The organism is Verrucomicrobiia bacterium, from assembly GCA_023953615.1.
GTDB lineage: Bacteria > Verrucomicrobiota > Verrucomicrobiia > Limisphaerales > JADLHS01 > JADLHS01.
Map to the genome: position 1 here is coordinate 839,747 of JAMLJH010000001.1, position 14,093 is coordinate 853,839.

A 14,093-nucleotide genomic window follows, 5' to 3' on the forward strand; every position below is an offset into this window, starting at 1 on the left:
AATGAGCGCGTCATCCAAAACCAAACTACTCGAGGAGTTCCCGCCGGTCGGCTACGACGATTGGCGGAAGCTGGTTGAAGCGGAACTGAAAGGTGCGCGGTTCGACAAGAAGATGTTCACGGCCACCTATGAAGGTTTCACGCTCCAGCCGATTTATCGGCGGGAAGACATCGCGAATCTGCCGCATGTGAATTCGTTTCCCGGGTTCGCGCCGTTCGTGCGCGGCGCGAGTGCGAGTGGTTACCTGAAAGAATCCTGGGGCGTGGCGCAGGAAATTGCCGTCGCCAGCCCGACCGAGTTTAACAACGCCGCGCGCAACTCGATCAGCCGCGGGTTGAACGCGCTGAACATGGTGCTGGATCGGGCGACGCGCAACGGGCTTGACCCCGATTGGGCCGCGCCGGAAGCCGTCGGCTCGGGCGGCCTTTCCATCGCCACGCTGGATGATCTCAACCGCGCGTTGGAGGGAGTGCAACTGGATCAAACCTCGTTGTTCGTGCGTTCGGGCGCATCGGCGCTGCCGTTCGCGGCGCTGTTGCTGGCGCTGGCGCGGAAACGCAAAACGGCCCGCACGCAACTGCGCGGCTGCATCGAGATGGATCCGCTCGGCGTGCTGGCACACGAAGGCCGCTTGCCGCAATCGCTCGCGGGCGCGTATCGCGAAATGGCCGCCCTGACCGCGTGGGCCGCGCAACACGCGCCGCAGTTGCAGACCATCTGCGTCCACAGCCGCGCCTGGCACGAGGCCGGGGGCAATGCCGGGCAGGAACTCGCTTACGCGCTGGCCACGAGCGTTGAATATCTGCGCCAACTCCAGCGCCACGGCGTATCCGTGAATGCGGCCGCGCCGCGCCTCCGTTTTGCCGTGACGGTCGGCACGAATTTTTTCCTCGAGATCGCCAAGCTGCGGGCGTTGCGGATGCTCTGGGCCCAAGTCGTGGCCGCCGCGGGCGGAAACGAGGCGGCCCGGAAGATTTCGCTGCACGTTCGCACGTCGCAATGGAACAAGTCGGCCGTGGATCCTCACAACAATTTGTTGCGCGCCACGGTGGAAGCGTTCGCGGGCGCGCTCGGCGGGTGCGACAGCATGCAGGTCGGCGCCTTCGATGAAGTCGTGCGGCCGCCGGACGATTTCAGCCTTCGGATCGCGCGCAACACCCAACTCGTGTTGCGGCGGGAATGTAATCTCACCCAGGTGATGGATCCGGCCGGCGGGTCATGGTTTGTGGAAAGCGCCACGGCGGAGCTGGCCGCGCGGGCGTGGGCATTGTTCCAGGAAATCGAAGCGGCGGGCGGCATCGAGCAGGCGATGCGCGCGGGCGGGCCGCAAAAGGCCGTGGCGGAGACGGCAGCGAAGAAACTCAAAGCCGTCACCAGCCGGCGCGATTCCATCGTGGGCGTGAATCAATACGCCAATCCCAAGGAAAAACCGCTGGCCGTTCCGCCGTTTGATTCGACCGCGTTTCACAAACGGCGCGGGCAGCAGGTGGCGTCACATCGCACGGCGTTGGATGAGGCGGACAGTCAGGTCGTCCTCAACTGGCTCGCCAAAATCATCGGTCTCAAGGGCGCGGACCTGTTTGCCGTGTGCGTCGAGGCGGTCAGCGCCGGGGCGACCCTGGGTGAAATCACCCGGGCCTTGCGCATCAATGATTCGCCCGGGGAACCGGTCACGCCGGTTTGTCTGACCCGGGCGGCCCAGCCGATTGAAAGCCTGCGCGCGGCGATGAACCGGCGGGCGGGCGGAGCGGCCCAAGTTTTTCTGTGCAACCTGGGTTCGCTCAAGGAGCACAAGGCGCGCGCGGATTTTGCGCGCGGCTTTTTCAGCGTGGGTGGGTATGACGTGATTTCGCCCGCCGGGTTCAAGACACCGGAGGAAGCCGGGGCCGCCTTCGTGCAATCCGGCGCGGACCTCGCCGTGATCTGTTCGGCGGATGAAAATTATCCCGCGCTTGTGCCGGCGTGGGCTGCCAGCATCCGGGCGCAAAAGCCGGACGCCATCCTGGTGCTCGCCGGTTATCCGCCGGAGCAGGTCGAAGCGCACAAAAAATCCGGCGTGGATGAATTCATTCACCTCCGCGCGGATGTGGTGGAAGTTTTGAGCCGGATCAATGAAAGGTTGGGAATCAGATGAAGGCGCGCGTTGGTCATGGCGAAGTTGAATTTCGGGGAGCCCACGCGCCTCGCGTGCGCTCCCCACTAACCACCGGGCCGAAGCCCGGGGCTAATGAGATTTGAATCATGAATACTTTTCCTGATTACACAAAAATCGAACTGAACACGACGCCCGCGCCAGTGACCTTCGAGCAGTGGCGCGACCGGTTTGAAACCGAAACGGGAAAATCGCTCGACGAATGGGTGCAGACGACGCTCGAACAAATTGATCTGCAACCGCTCTACACCGCCGCCGATCTCGCGCAGTGCGAACATCTCGACACGTTGCCCGGTCTCGCGCCGTTCGGACGCGGGCCGTACGGCTCGATGTATGTGACCAAGCCCTGGACGGTGCGGCAATACGCGGGCTTCTCGACGGCAGAGGAATCGAATGCGTTTTACCGTCGCAACATCGCCGCGGGCCAGCAAGGGTTGTCCGTCGCCTTCGATCTGCCGACGCATCGTGGTTACGATTCCGATCATCCGCGCGCGTTTGCGGACGTGGGCAAGGCGGGCGTGGCGGTGGATTCAATCCTCGATATGAAGGTGCTGTTCGACCGCATCCCGCTCGACCGCATTTCCGTTTCGATGACGATGAACGGCGCGGTGCTGCCGATCCTGGCGTTCTACATCGTGGCCGCCGAGGAACAGGGCGTCCCGCTCGACAAACTGTCGGGCACGATCCAGAACGACATCCTCAAGGAATACATGGTGCGGAACACCTACATCTATCCGCCCGCTCCTTCGATGCGGATCATCGCGGACATCTTCGCGTTCACGTCGCAACAGATGCCCAAGTTCAATTCGATCTCGATCTCCGGTTATCACATGCAGGAAGCGGGTGCGCCGGCGGATTTGGAAATGGCCTACACGCTGGCGGACGGACTGGAATACGTGCGCACCGGCCTCAAGGCGGGCATTGATATTGACGCGTTCGCGCCGCGCCTGTCGTTCTTCTGGGCGCAGGGCAAAAACTTTTTCATGGAGATCGCCAAGATGCGCGCCGCCCGGGTGTTGTGGGCGAAACTCATCAAACAGTTCAATCCGCAGAATCCGAAATCCATGGCGTTGCGGACCCATTCGCAAACGTCGGGCTGGTCGTTGACGGAGCAGGACCCGTTCAACAACGTGGCGCGCACGTGCGTCGAGGCGATGGCGGCGATCCTGGGGCATACGCAATCGTTGCACACGAACGCGCTGGATGAAGCGATTGCGTTGCCGACGGATTTCTCGGCGCGCATCGCGCGCAACACGCAATTGTTGCTCCAGGAAGAAACCGGCCTCTGCCGGGTGATTGATCCGTGGGGCGGCTCGTTTTACGTGGAGGCGCTCACGCATGAAATCATGCGGCGCGCGTGGGGGCATATTCAGGAAGTCGAACAACTCGGCGGCATGGCGAAGGCGATTGAAACGGGCCTGCCGAAGTTGCGCATCGAGGAAGCGGCGGCGCGGCGGCAGGCGCACATTGATTCCGGCCAGGAAACGATCATCGGCGTGAACACGCTGCGGTTGGAGAAAGCCGAGCCGCTCGACGTGCTGGAGGTGGACAACACCACCGTACGCGATTCGCAGATCAAACGGTTGCAAAAGCTCAAGACCGAGCGCGACCAGGCCGGAGTGAACGCCTGTCTGGAGGCGTTGGCGACAGCGGCGGAGACGGGGCGGGGCAATCTGCTCGCGCTGGCCGTGGCCGCGGCGCGCGCGCGGGCGACGTTGGGCGAAATTTCCTTCGCGCTCGAAAAACATTTCAACCGGCACAAAGCCGTCATCCGATCTGTGAGTGGCGTGTATCAATCTGAATTCGGGCGGGACCCGCAAATCGAGCAGGTCCGCAAACTGACGGAAGCGTTCGCGGAAAAGGAAGGACGCCGGCCCCGCATCCTCATCGCAAAAATGGGGCAGGATGGGCATGACCGGGGCGCGAAGGTGGTGGCGACCGCCTACGCGGACCTGGGTTTCGATGTGGACATCGGGCCGCTGTTCCAGCAACCGGACGAGGCGGCGCGCATGGCGGCGGAAAACGACGTGCATGTGGTGGGCATCAGTTCCCTCGCGGGCGGTCACAAAACGCTGCTGGTGCAGTTGCGCGATGAACTCAAGAAGATGGGTCGCGACGACATTATGATTGTGGTGGGCGGCGTGATTCCGTCGCAGGATTATGATTTCCTGAAAGCCAACGGCGCCGCGGCGGTGTTTGGGCCGGGCACGTTCATCCCGGACGCCGCGAAGGAAATTTTAACGCAGTTGAACCAGACGTTGGATTGATGGATGAAACGACATGGCAAAGCGAATGATAAGAGTGGGGGTGGGAGAATGCGGGTACGCTTTCCCCTCACCCCGGCCCGCTCCCCTTCCGAAGGGGAGCGGGAGAAACGCTCGCTGCGGGTTGTTACTTCGGAGTGGACCGGTTGCTCGACCATCCCCCGAACGAATTATGGCGGTAAAGTGGCGATGCGCTTTCGAGCGTCTATTGCGGTCTCATCGCTGTTCCCTCTCCCCGGGGGAGCGGGTCAGGGTGAGGGCGGGCGATTTGGCAAAACTAACTTTGCTATTCCGGCAAAAAATGGGGGAGACATCCAACCGCCAACGCTCAACATCGAACATCCAATGGGCTTCGCCGCGTTGCGCAATGGGCGTTGGAGGTTCGATGTTGGAGGTTGGACGCTTCCCCAAAATCATCGCATGAACGCCGCGACTTCCAACTCATCCGCCGCGCCGCGACATCCGCGCCGGCTGACGGTGGATGATTACGTCGCGGGCGTGTTGGCGGGCGATCGCGCGGTGCTGGCGCGGGCAATTACGTTGGTGGAAAGCAGCGCGCGAAGGCACGAAGCGCAGGCGCAGGAAGTTCTCCATCGGTTGCTGCCGCACACCGGAAAGGCGAAGCGCATCGGCATCACCGGCGTGCCGGGCGTGGGCAAAAGCACGTTCATCGAAACCTTTGGCTGCTTGCTCACAGACAAAGGTCACAAGCTCGCGGTGTTGACGATTGATCCCACCAGCGCGCGGTCCGGGGGCAGTATTCTGGGCGACAAGACCCGGATGGAAAAACTGAGCCTCGCGCCGAATGCCTTCATCCGCCCCTCGCCGGCGGGTGATCATCTTGGCGGCGTGGCGCGGCGCACGCGCGAAACGATGTTGCTCTGTGAAGCGGCGGGCTTTGACCCGATCCTCGTTGAGAGTGTGGGCGTGGGGCAGACGGAGATCGCGCTGCGTTCGATGGTGGATTTCTTCCTGTTGTTGCTGTTGCCGGGCGCCGGCGACGAATTGCAGGGCATCAAAAAAGGCATCGTCGAGATGGCGGACCTGGTGCTGATCAACAAAGCGGATGGCGACAATCGCGCGCGCGCGGCGAACGCCAAGGCGGATCAGGACGCCGCGCTGCATTATCTGCAACCGGCCACGCCCGGCTGGAAAACGGAAGTGGCGCTGGTGTCTGGCCTGACCGGCGATGGGCTGCCGCAGACGTGGGAACGCATCAAAACATTTTATGCGGAACTCGAACCGAAGGGCGTCACCGCGAAGCGGCGACAGCAACAGACGTTGGAATGGTTGCAGGCGCTGATTCAGGACGAACTGCGCCGCCGTTTCGAGCGCAACCCGCGCGTGATCGCGAAGCTGCCGGAATTGCGCGCCGCGCTGCTGCGTGGGGAAACGACCGTGGTGCGCGCCGCCAACGCGCTTTTGGAAGCGCACGAAAGCGCAAAAATTGAGGAGCCAAAATGAAGGTTTCTGCGATTTTGAATCGTATGCGGAATGGAGTGATGCTCGTCCTCTCCCCGGGGGAGAGGGCCGGGGTGAGGGCGAGTGTTAAACCATCCTTTAAGGACCAAACTACTTTTGAAATTTTATGATTCAAAAAATTGACCACTTGGGCATCGCGGTGAAATCGCTCGATGAAGCCGTGCCGTATTACGAAAAGGCGCTCGGCCTGAAATGCGAGCATCGCGAGGAAGTGCCGTCGCAAAAAGTCCGCACGGCGTTTTTCCACTGCGGCGAAGTGCATCTCGAATTGCTCGAACCGACTGATCCCGAAAGCCCGATCGCCAAGTTCCTCGAAAAAAATCCGGCGGGCGGGATTCATCACATCGCGTTCGGCACCGACGACGTGCAAGGCCAGCTCCAGCAGGCCGCGGGCGCGGGCGTGAAGTTGATCCACGAAAAACCTTTCGATGGCGCGGGCGGCAAGCTCGTTGCGTTTTTGCATCCGAAGTCAACCCACGGCGTGCTCACGGAATTTTGCATGCCCAACCCCAACTGATTTATGGCCATACCGAAATCATTCCTGGACGAACTGGACCAGAAACGCGCCGAAGCCCGGCTGGGCGGGGGCGCGGACAAGCTGGCAGCGCGCCGCAAAAAAGGCGTGCTGACCGCGCGGGACCGGCTCGCCGCTTTATTCCAGGCGGGGACCTTTCAGGAATCCGGCATGCACGCCGATCACGATTGCCACAACTTTGACATGGAAAAGAAGTCCCTGCCGGGCGACGGCGTGGTGACCGGCACCGGCTTGGTGGAGGGCCGGGCGGTGGCGGCGTTCAGCCAGGATTTCACGGTGGGCGGCGGCGCGTTGGGGCGCATTCACGCAAAGAAAATTTGCGACATGATGGAGTACGCGATGAAAGCGGGTTGTCCGATCATCGGTTTCAATGATTCGGGCGGCGCGCGAATCCAGGAGGGCGACGATTCGCTGTCGGGTTACGGGCAGGTGTTTTTCCGCAACGTGCTGGCATCGGGGGTGGTGCCGCAGATTGCGGTGATTGCCGGGCCGTGCGCGGGCGGGGCGGCGTATTCTCCGGCGCTGATGGACTTCATCATCATGGTGCAAGGCAGCGCCAACATGTTCATTTGCGGGCCGGAGGTCATTCAAGCGGTGACGGGACAGAAATGCACGATGGCCGAGATCGGCAGCGCGCAGGCGCACGCCAGTGTGAGCGGCAACATCCATTTCATTGCCGAGAACGATGCGGACGCCGTGCGCATCGTGAAGAAACTGCTGTCGTATCTGCCGGCGAACAACGTGATGGATCCGCCGCACGCGCCGACACCGAAACTGGATTTGAGCCTCGACCCGGCGATGAACGAGTTGATCCCGGACAGTTCCAAACTGCCGCTCGATGTGACGAAGGTCATCGCGCGACTGGTGGATGACGGGGATTATCTGGAGGTGATGAAGGAGTTCGCGAAGAACCTCGTGATCTGTTTCGCGCGGATTCAAGGGATCGTGGTGGGGATCATTGCGAATCAACCGGCGGTGAAGGCGGGGACGCTGGACATTGACGCGTCGGACAAGGCGGCGCGGTTCATCCGGTTCTGCAACGTGTTCAACATCCCGATCGTGACGCTGGTGGATGTTCCGGGATTTTTGCCGGGCGTGCAGCAGGAGCGCGGCGGGATCATCCGGCACGGCGCGAAAATGTTGTTCGCGTACGCGGCGGCGACGGTGCCGAAGCTCACGGTGATTTTGCGCAAGGCGTACGGCGGCGCGTATCTGGCGATGTGCAGTTCGGACATGGGCGCGGACGCGGTGTATGCGTGGCCGACGGCGGAGATTGCGGTGATGGGCGCCGAGGGCGCGGTGAAGATTCTCTACAAGCGCGAGATCGCCGCCGCCGCGGATCCGCAGGCCGAGGAGGCGCGGTTGGTGGCCGCGTATCGCGATCATTTTTGTTCGCCGTACGAAGCGGCGAAGAAAGCGATGATCAATGATGTGATCAATCCGGCGGAGACGCGGGCGGTGGTGGCGCTGGCGCTGCGCAATGTGCTGACCAAACGCGAGACCCGGCCGTCGAAGAAACACGGCACCATTCCCCTCTGAGTTATGATTGCCGTCATTGCCGTCATTGTCGCCACTGACGCCAACGCGCCCGCCGGAGCGTTGGCGCTGGTGCAAAAGTATCTGCCCTATCAAGTCGTGGGGTTGCTGGTAGTGTTGCTGACGCTGGCGGGGTTGAGTGGCATTTGTGCCTTCATCGGCGCGCGGTTTGACGCGTGGGCGCGGCGTCAGGCGCGGGCGCCGGGGGCGGCGGGGAAAACCACGCCCGCTCCGGCGGTGGCGCCAGTTCCGTTGGCGGGAGAAGCGACCGATCCGCGCGTGGTGGCGGCGATTGCGGCGGCGATCACCGTCGCGCTGGCGCAGCCCAATCGCATCATTGAAATCAGCGCCGCCGGCCATCCGGTCAGCGGGACGAGCGCCTGGGCGATTGAAGGGCGCTTCCAACATTTTTCATCACACAAAATCCGTTGAATCCCAGAAAGACCAACATGATCCGAAAACTGAGAGTTACTGTTGATGGCAAACCGTTCGATGTGACGGTGGAAATTCCCGATGAAGCGGGGGGCGCTCCCTTGGCCGCGCCGCCGGCCACCCCGGGGGCGGCCGCTCCGGCGACGCCCAGCGCGCCCGTCCCCATTCCGGTGGCGGCGCCGGCGGCGGCATCCGGTCCCGCCGGGCCGGGCGATGTGCCGAGTCCGTTGTCCGGGCGCGTGACGGCCATCATCGCGCAAGTGGGGCAGCCAGTGGAGGAGGGCGACCATTTGATCACCCTCGAAGCGATGAAGATGAACACGTTCGTCTTTGCCCCGCGCGCGGGCAAGGTGGCGGAAATCAAGGTGGCCGTCGGGGCCGCGGTGGATGAAGGGCAGGCCCTTGCACGACTGGAGTGAGTTATGATTGATTCCCTATTGAACCTGGTCCATCTCACGGGCTTCCCGGCGCTCACCTGGCAGATGGTGATCATGTGGGGCGTGGTGATCACGCTGTTGTATCTGGGGGTGTACAAGGGATTCGAGCCGCTGTTGTTGGTGCCCATTGCGTTCGGGGCGTTGCTGGCGAACCTGCCCACGCAGGGCCTGGTGAACGAACCGCCGGGCGCGGTTGCGAGTCCGCAGGCGGGGCTGGTGGAATCCATCGTGGTGAAACCCGATCAAAAGGTGAAGGAAGGGGACCTGCTCGCGATGTTGCGGCAGGCCGACGGGCAATTGGTGGCGTTGAAATCAAAAGGTCATGGCACGGTGGACAAGATCAAGGTCGCCGTCGGCCAGACGGTGCATGAAGGGGAGCCGCTGTTGGAAACCTACGGCAACGAACCAGGCGGGTTGTATTACTATCTCTACAAAGGCATCAGTTGTGAGTTGTTTCCGCCGTTGATTTTTCTGGGGGTGGGGGCGCTGACGGATTTCGGACCGTTGATTGCGAATCCGCGCACGCTGTTGCTCGGGGCGGCGGCGCAACTCGGGGTGTTCTGCACCTTCATAGGCGCGCTGTTGCTGGGTTTCACGGCGGGGCAGGCGGCGTCCATCGGCATCATTGGCGGCGCGGACGGACCGACGGCGATTTTTCTCACGTCCAAACTTGCGCCCGACCTGCTCTCGCCGATTGCCGTGGCGGCGTACAGTTACATGGCGCTCGTGCCGTTGATTCAACCGCCGATCATGCGGGCGCTCACGACGGAAAAAGAACGGAAGATCCGCATGAAATCGTTGCGCCATGTGTCGCAGTTGGAGCGGCTGATATTCTGCCTGATGGTCACCGTTTTCGTCATTCTGCTGGTGCCGGCGGCCTCGGCGCTGGTGGGGATGCTGATGCTGGGTAATTTCCTCCGCGAGTGCAACGTGACCGAACGGCTCGTGAAGGCGTCGCAGAACGAAATCATCAATGTCATCACGATTTTCCTCGGCACGAGCGTGGGCATCACGATGACGGCGGAACGGTTTATCCAGTGGGAAACGATCAAGATCGTGCTGTTGGGCGTGGTGGCATTCGGGTTGTCCACGGCGGGCGGGGTGCTGATGGCCAAATTGATGAATGTCTTCAGCAAGCAGAACCCGATCAATCCGCTGATTGGGGCGGCGGGGGTTTCGGCGGTGCCGATGGCGGCGCGCGTGGCGCACGTGGAGGGGCAAAAAGCGGATCGGAACAATTACCTGTTGATGCACGCGATGGGGCCGAATGTCGCGGGCGTCATCGGCACGGCGGTGGCCGCCGGTTACTACCTGGCCACGTTATCGCGATGAACCTGCCACCTCCCAACTTCGCCGGGACCGTCCGCGCACTGCGCGGCGGCTGGCGGTTGTGGGAGCAGGCTGAAGTCACCTCGACCAATCTGGTTGCCGCCAGGCTGGAGATTTGGAATGCGGTCCGGGCCGACACGCAAACGGCGGGGCGGGGCCGCTTTCAACGCGCGTGGGTTTCCGATTGCGGCGGGCTGTGGCTGTCCGCCGTGGTGCCGGTGGAAACCCATTCCGCGGCCTGGCGGATGTTGCCGCTGGTCACCGGCGTGGCGATCTGTGATGCGCTGCGGGAGTTGGGCGCGCGCGGCTTGCGATTGCGCTGGCCCAACGATGTGTTGCTGGGCAACCGCAAACTGGCGGGATTGTTGATTGATCAATTTCATCCGGGCCGGGCCGTGGTGGGAATCGGACTAAACGTGACGAATCAACCGGAGGCGTGCGACCCCCGATTGGCGGGGCAAGTCGTTCGGTTGACCGAACTGGTGGCCGCCCCTCCCACGCCCGGGGCACTGGCGGAGCGGATTTTGATTTCGCTGCGGAAAGTCTGGCAGCTCGCCTCGGAGGTCGCCCCGGCCCATTTGCTGCCGCGCATCAATGCCTTGTGGGATTTGCCGCGGCGCGTGGCCGTGGATCTCGACGGCCCGATTGTGCGGGGGCAATTCCTGGGCGTGGACGCCGCCGGGCGCTTGTTGCTGCGGGAGGCCGCCGGACCGCGCCGGGCTTTTGAACCGCAAGGCGTTCGGCTCTTGCGGGATCTGGATTGAAACCATCATGAGTACTGTGACGAAACTTACGGCCGCAGAAGCGGCCCGACTCATCAACGACAACGAAACGCTGGCGGTGAGCGGCTTCACGGCGGCGGGCGCGCCCAAAGTGGTGCCGCTGGCCATCGCCCGCCGCGCCGAACAGGAACACGCCGCGGGCCGGCCGTTCAAGGTGAACGTGATCTCCGGGGCGAGCACCGGGCGCTCCCTGGACGGCGCGTTGGCCAAAGCCAAGGCCATCGGCTTTCGCACGCCGTACCAGTCCGATCCGGACTTGCGCAAGAGCATCAACGCGGGCGAAACCCGGTTCTTCGACATGCACCTGTCGCGGTTGCCGCAGGATGTGCGCTACGGCTTTTTGGGGCCGATCCATCTGGCGGTGATCGAAGCGTGCGAGGTGACAAAGTATGGCGAGATCGTGCTGACGTCGTCGGTGGGTGCGGCGCCGACGTTTTGTAACCAGGCGGAGAAGATCGTGGTGGAGTTGAACCGGTATCACCCCAATTTTCTGCGCGGCGTGCATGACATCTTTGAGCCGGAAAATCCGCCCCAACGCAGTGACATCCCGGTGTTCCGCCCGTCGGATCGCATCGGCCAGCCGGTCATTCAAGTGGACCCGGCCAAGATCGTGGGCGTGGTGGAAACAAACCTGCCGGACGAAACGAATGCCTTTCCCCCCGTGGGCGAGACGACCGCCCGCATCGGCAATAATGTGGCGGAATTTTTGGCGGCCGAGGTCAAACGCGGCCTGATTCCGGCGGCCTTCCTGCCGGTGCAATCCGGCGTCGGGGACACGGCGAACGCGGTGTTGATGGCGCTGGCGGATCATCCGGGCATCCCCAATTTCCAGATGTACACGGAGGTGATCCAGGATGCGGTCATTGCGTTGATGCAAAAAGGGCGCGTGACCTTCGCGAGCGGTTCCTCGCTGACCGTGCCCGCCACGACGTTGGAGGGGATGTATAAGGATTGGGCCTACTTCCGCTCGCGCCTGTTGCTGCGCCCGCAGGAGATCACCAACAATCCTGAAGTCGTGCGCCGGATCGGGACGATATCCGTCAACACGGCCCTGGAGGTGGACTTGAGCGGCAACGTGAACAGCACGCACGTGCTGGGACGCAACATGATGAATGGCATCGGCGGCTCGGCGGACTTCGCCCGCGCCGCGTTCCTCTCGATTTTCATCTGCCCTTCGACGGCCAAAGCCGGGACGATCAGCACCATTGTGCCGATGGTCAGTCATCTGGACAGCAGCGAGCACTCGGTCTCCATCGTGGTGACCGAACAGGGGATCGCGGATTTGCGCGGCCGGGCGCCGCGGGAACGCGCCCGGTTGATCATCGAGAACTGCGTTCATCCGGATTATCGTCCGCTACTGCGGGAGTATGCGGCGCGGGGCGGCAGCGGGCACACCCTGCAAAGTCTGGGGGATGCGTTCAAGATGCACCTGGCTTTCGGCGCAACCGGCGACATGCGGCAAACGAAGTGGGGATAAAAACACCAAGCCCCAACCTCCAGTCCCCGGAGAAATTCCAAACACCAGCGGCCGTTCCGTTGGTGTTTGGAGGTTGAAGCTTGAAGTTTCTTGAAATCTGGCGGTTGGGGGGCTTGGCGCTTTTTCCCCCTTCCTGAAAAATCCCGGTGTCAAAACTCTTTAGCCCGAATATTTCATGAGAGCGGGGCGCGGCGGATTTATACCCGTTCTAGTTCGTAATTACACTATTCTCCGTTGCGGTAACGTTTACCTGTTGGACAAGCCAAGGGTGTGAAACCAATCTCCGCACGCGCTCGGCACTTTCGTAAATCGGGCGTAACTCTTCCACCAGCCCCACCGTGCGCAACCCGGCCCAGGCGGCGCGATCGGCAAACCAGTCGAGTTCCGCGCTTTGATAGTAACGCCGCGTCTCCAGTCGGCCATGTCCTTTGTCCACCGTTGCATGCGCCACCAAGGTCGCGGCCATCGGCGAGCGTTTGACGCCTGGCAGCTTGGGCGCGCGGGTTTCCGCCACGGCCGCATCCAGAAAGGTTTTAATCTCTTCATACGCCGTTCCGTGGTTGGCTTTGAGGGCCAGCACGTAGTCGGCGTCGGCTGCCTGGATCTCTTGGGCGATGTGCTTCTGGCAGTTCAGCGCGTCCACCGTAACGATGCGCCCGGCCAGTTCCAGCGCCCGCAGCAGTTCGGGCACGGCGGTGATTTCATTGCTCTTGGCGTCCACCTTGATTGGCCCCAATACCAGCCGGTTGGCGCTGGCCCAAGCGCTGACCAGATGGATCGCGCTTTGGCCCTTGGCCGCATCAAAACTGCGGCGCACGGTCTTGCCATCCAGCGCCACCACTTCGGCCCCCACCGCCTGACGCAGAGATTGCGTCCAGTTTAGGAACACGGCGGAGAATGACTCCGGCGCCAGCAGCATAAAGACCCGCCGGAAAGTATCGTGACTGGGAATGCCGTGGGCCAGGGTCAGGAAGGTGCGCAACCAAGCCTCCTTGGCTTTCCCAAACTGCGCCATGTGGGTGAAGTTTTCCGCGCCGCAGAGCCGCGCGGCGACGGCGATCATCAGCACGTCAATGAGTTCGTGCTTGCGCTTGCGCTGCAAGCGCGGATCGGTCAGTTGGAGGAGTTGGTTTTTCAACGGGTTGATGCCGGCATTTTGCATCCGTAGTATCAACCCTATTTGAACGCGTTTGGGAACCTCTAAATTTCACTTTCTCAAACTAGTGCCACTCAACAACTTGCACTCACTAACTTAAAAATGTTTAATGCGTAGGCCCTGAGGGGCTGTGGGTCGAGTCGTTGGTGGTTCGCTCTGACTTGGTGGCTGCGGTTTTGGTTTGCATCCCAATTATCCACCACAACTGTCGATATTTGTACATTTCATTCGCAAAGAATTTTCATTCTTCACCAAATAGTTGTGGATAATTGAAAGATCGCCATGTCGGTTACAGTTTAACGGGAGAGACTCACTCTGCAAACGCTCTAAACCACATGCAGGAAGACGCCGAGGAAAAGGCGTAATGTTTCATCCGCCATTGATGCGGCCTTCCAACCGCCTGAGAATGCCGAGAACCTCATGGATCGGAAGCGGCTCCGCGAAAAACAGCTACAATCGAATCCGACGAAGCCGCTGCCTTGCCGAGCAAGGGAAAGACCGCAGATTGTGC

Annotated in this window: 11 protein-coding genes; 10 read left to right on the plus strand and 1 reads right to left on the minus strand. The window is 61.9% G+C overall.

All coding sequences use genetic code 11. The features are described 5' to 3' along the window. The first annotated feature begins 1 nt into the window (after position 1). The 10 genes from M9920_03290 to M9920_03335 all read left to right on the plus strand — a co-directional run bounded on the left by M9920_03290 (position 2) and on the right by M9920_03335 (position 12,426). On the plus strand, positions 2 to 2,134 hold the full coding sequence (locus M9920_03290) for an acyl-CoA mutase large subunit family protein (protein MCO5051306.1): 2,133 nt from the start codon (positions 2 to 4) through the stop codon (positions 2,132 to 2,134). A 107-nt stretch (positions 2,135 to 2,241) separates the two neighbouring features. Next, positions 2,242 to 4,419, plus strand: coding sequence for a methylmalonyl-CoA mutase (gene scpA, locus M9920_03295; GenBank protein MCO5051307.1), 2,178 nt, complete (start codon positions 2,242 to 2,244; stop codon positions 4,417 to 4,419). Between the two features lie 417 nt (positions 4,420 to 4,836). After that, entirely contained in the window at positions 4,837 to 5,880 is a 1,044-nt protein-coding gene (gene meaB, locus M9920_03300) for a methylmalonyl Co-A mutase-associated GTPase MeaB (protein ID MCO5051308.1), read from the plus strand. 124 nt (positions 5,881 to 6,004) lie between these two features. After that, on the plus strand, positions 6,005 to 6,415 hold the full coding sequence (gene mce, locus M9920_03305; GenBank protein ID MCO5051309.1) for a methylmalonyl-CoA epimerase: 411 nt from the start codon (positions 6,005 to 6,007) through the stop codon (positions 6,413 to 6,415). Between the two features lie 3 nt (positions 6,416 to 6,418). Continuing rightward, complete coding sequence (locus tag M9920_03310; protein MCO5051310.1) at positions 6,419 to 7,972, plus strand: acyl-CoA carboxylase subunit beta; 1,554 nt, start codon at positions 6,419 to 6,421, stop codon at positions 7,970 to 7,972. A 3-nt stretch (positions 7,973 to 7,975) separates the two neighbouring features. Then, positions 7,976 to 8,401, plus strand: a complete 426-nt coding sequence (locus M9920_03315; protein ID MCO5051311.1) for an OadG family protein — start codon at positions 7,976 to 7,978, stop codon at positions 8,399 to 8,401. 17 nt (positions 8,402 to 8,418) lie between these two features. Next, positions 8,419 to 8,820, plus strand: a complete 402-nt coding sequence (locus tag M9920_03320; protein MCO5051312.1) for an acetyl-CoA carboxylase biotin carboxyl carrier protein subunit — start codon at positions 8,419 to 8,421, stop codon at positions 8,818 to 8,820. A gap of 3 nt (positions 8,821 to 8,823) precedes the next feature. Beyond that, a complete protein-coding gene (locus tag M9920_03325) occupies positions 8,824 to 10,170 on the plus strand; it encodes a sodium ion-translocating decarboxylase subunit beta (GenBank protein ID MCO5051313.1) in 1,347 nt (448 codons plus the stop codon). Beyond that, positions 10,167 to 10,931: a biotin--[acetyl-CoA-carboxylase] ligase gene (locus tag M9920_03330; GenBank protein ID MCO5051314.1), complete on the plus strand. Its 765-nt coding sequence runs from the start codon at positions 10,167 to 10,169 to the stop codon at positions 10,929 to 10,931. Before M9920_03325 ends, M9920_03330 begins: the two co-directional genes overlap by 4 nt. Before the next feature lie 7 nt (positions 10,932 to 10,938). Further along, positions 10,939 to 12,426: a succinate CoA transferase gene (locus tag M9920_03335; protein ID MCO5051315.1), complete on the plus strand. Its 1,488-nt coding sequence runs from the start codon at positions 10,939 to 10,941 to the stop codon at positions 12,424 to 12,426. 208 nt (positions 12,427 to 12,634) lie between these two features. On the opposite strand, the gene M9920_03340 is transcribed toward M9920_03335, so the two are convergent. Further along, on the minus strand, positions 12,635 to 13,564 hold the full coding sequence (locus tag M9920_03340; protein ID MCO5051316.1) for an ISAs1 family transposase: 930 nt from the start codon (positions 13,562 to 13,564) through the stop codon (positions 12,635 to 12,637). Between the last annotated feature and the right edge of the window lie 529 nt (positions 13,565 to 14,093).

Bases quoted from the DNA above. Each gene is read 5' to 3' on its own strand.
- M9920_03290 (MCO5051306.1), top strand. From the start codon at position 2: ATGAGCGCGTCATCCAAAACCAAACTACTCGAGGAGTTCCCGCCGGTC.
- scpA (MCO5051307.1), top strand. From the start codon at position 2,242: ATGAATACTTTTCCTGATTACACAAAAATCGAACTGAACACGACGCCC.
- meaB (MCO5051308.1), top strand. From the start codon at position 4,837: ATGAACGCCGCGACTTCCAACTCATCCGCCGCGCCGCGACATCCGCGC.
- mce (MCO5051309.1), top strand. From the start codon at position 6,005: ATGATTCAAAAAATTGACCACTTGGGCATCGCGGTGAAATCGCTCGAT.
- M9920_03310 (MCO5051310.1), top strand. From the start codon at position 6,419: ATGGCCATACCGAAATCATTCCTGGACGAACTGGACCAGAAACGCGCC.
- M9920_03315 (MCO5051311.1), top strand. From the start codon at position 7,976: ATGATTGCCGTCATTGCCGTCATTGTCGCCACTGACGCCAACGCGCCC.
- M9920_03320 (MCO5051312.1), top strand. From the start codon at position 8,419: ATGATCCGAAAACTGAGAGTTACTGTTGATGGCAAACCGTTCGATGTG.
- M9920_03325 (MCO5051313.1), top strand. From the start codon at position 8,824: ATGATTGATTCCCTATTGAACCTGGTCCATCTCACGGGCTTCCCGGCG.
- M9920_03330 (MCO5051314.1), top strand. From the start codon at position 10,167: ATGAACCTGCCACCTCCCAACTTCGCCGGGACCGTCCGCGCACTGCGC.
- M9920_03335 (MCO5051315.1), top strand. From the start codon at position 10,939: ATGAGTACTGTGACGAAACTTACGGCCGCAGAAGCGGCCCGACTCATC.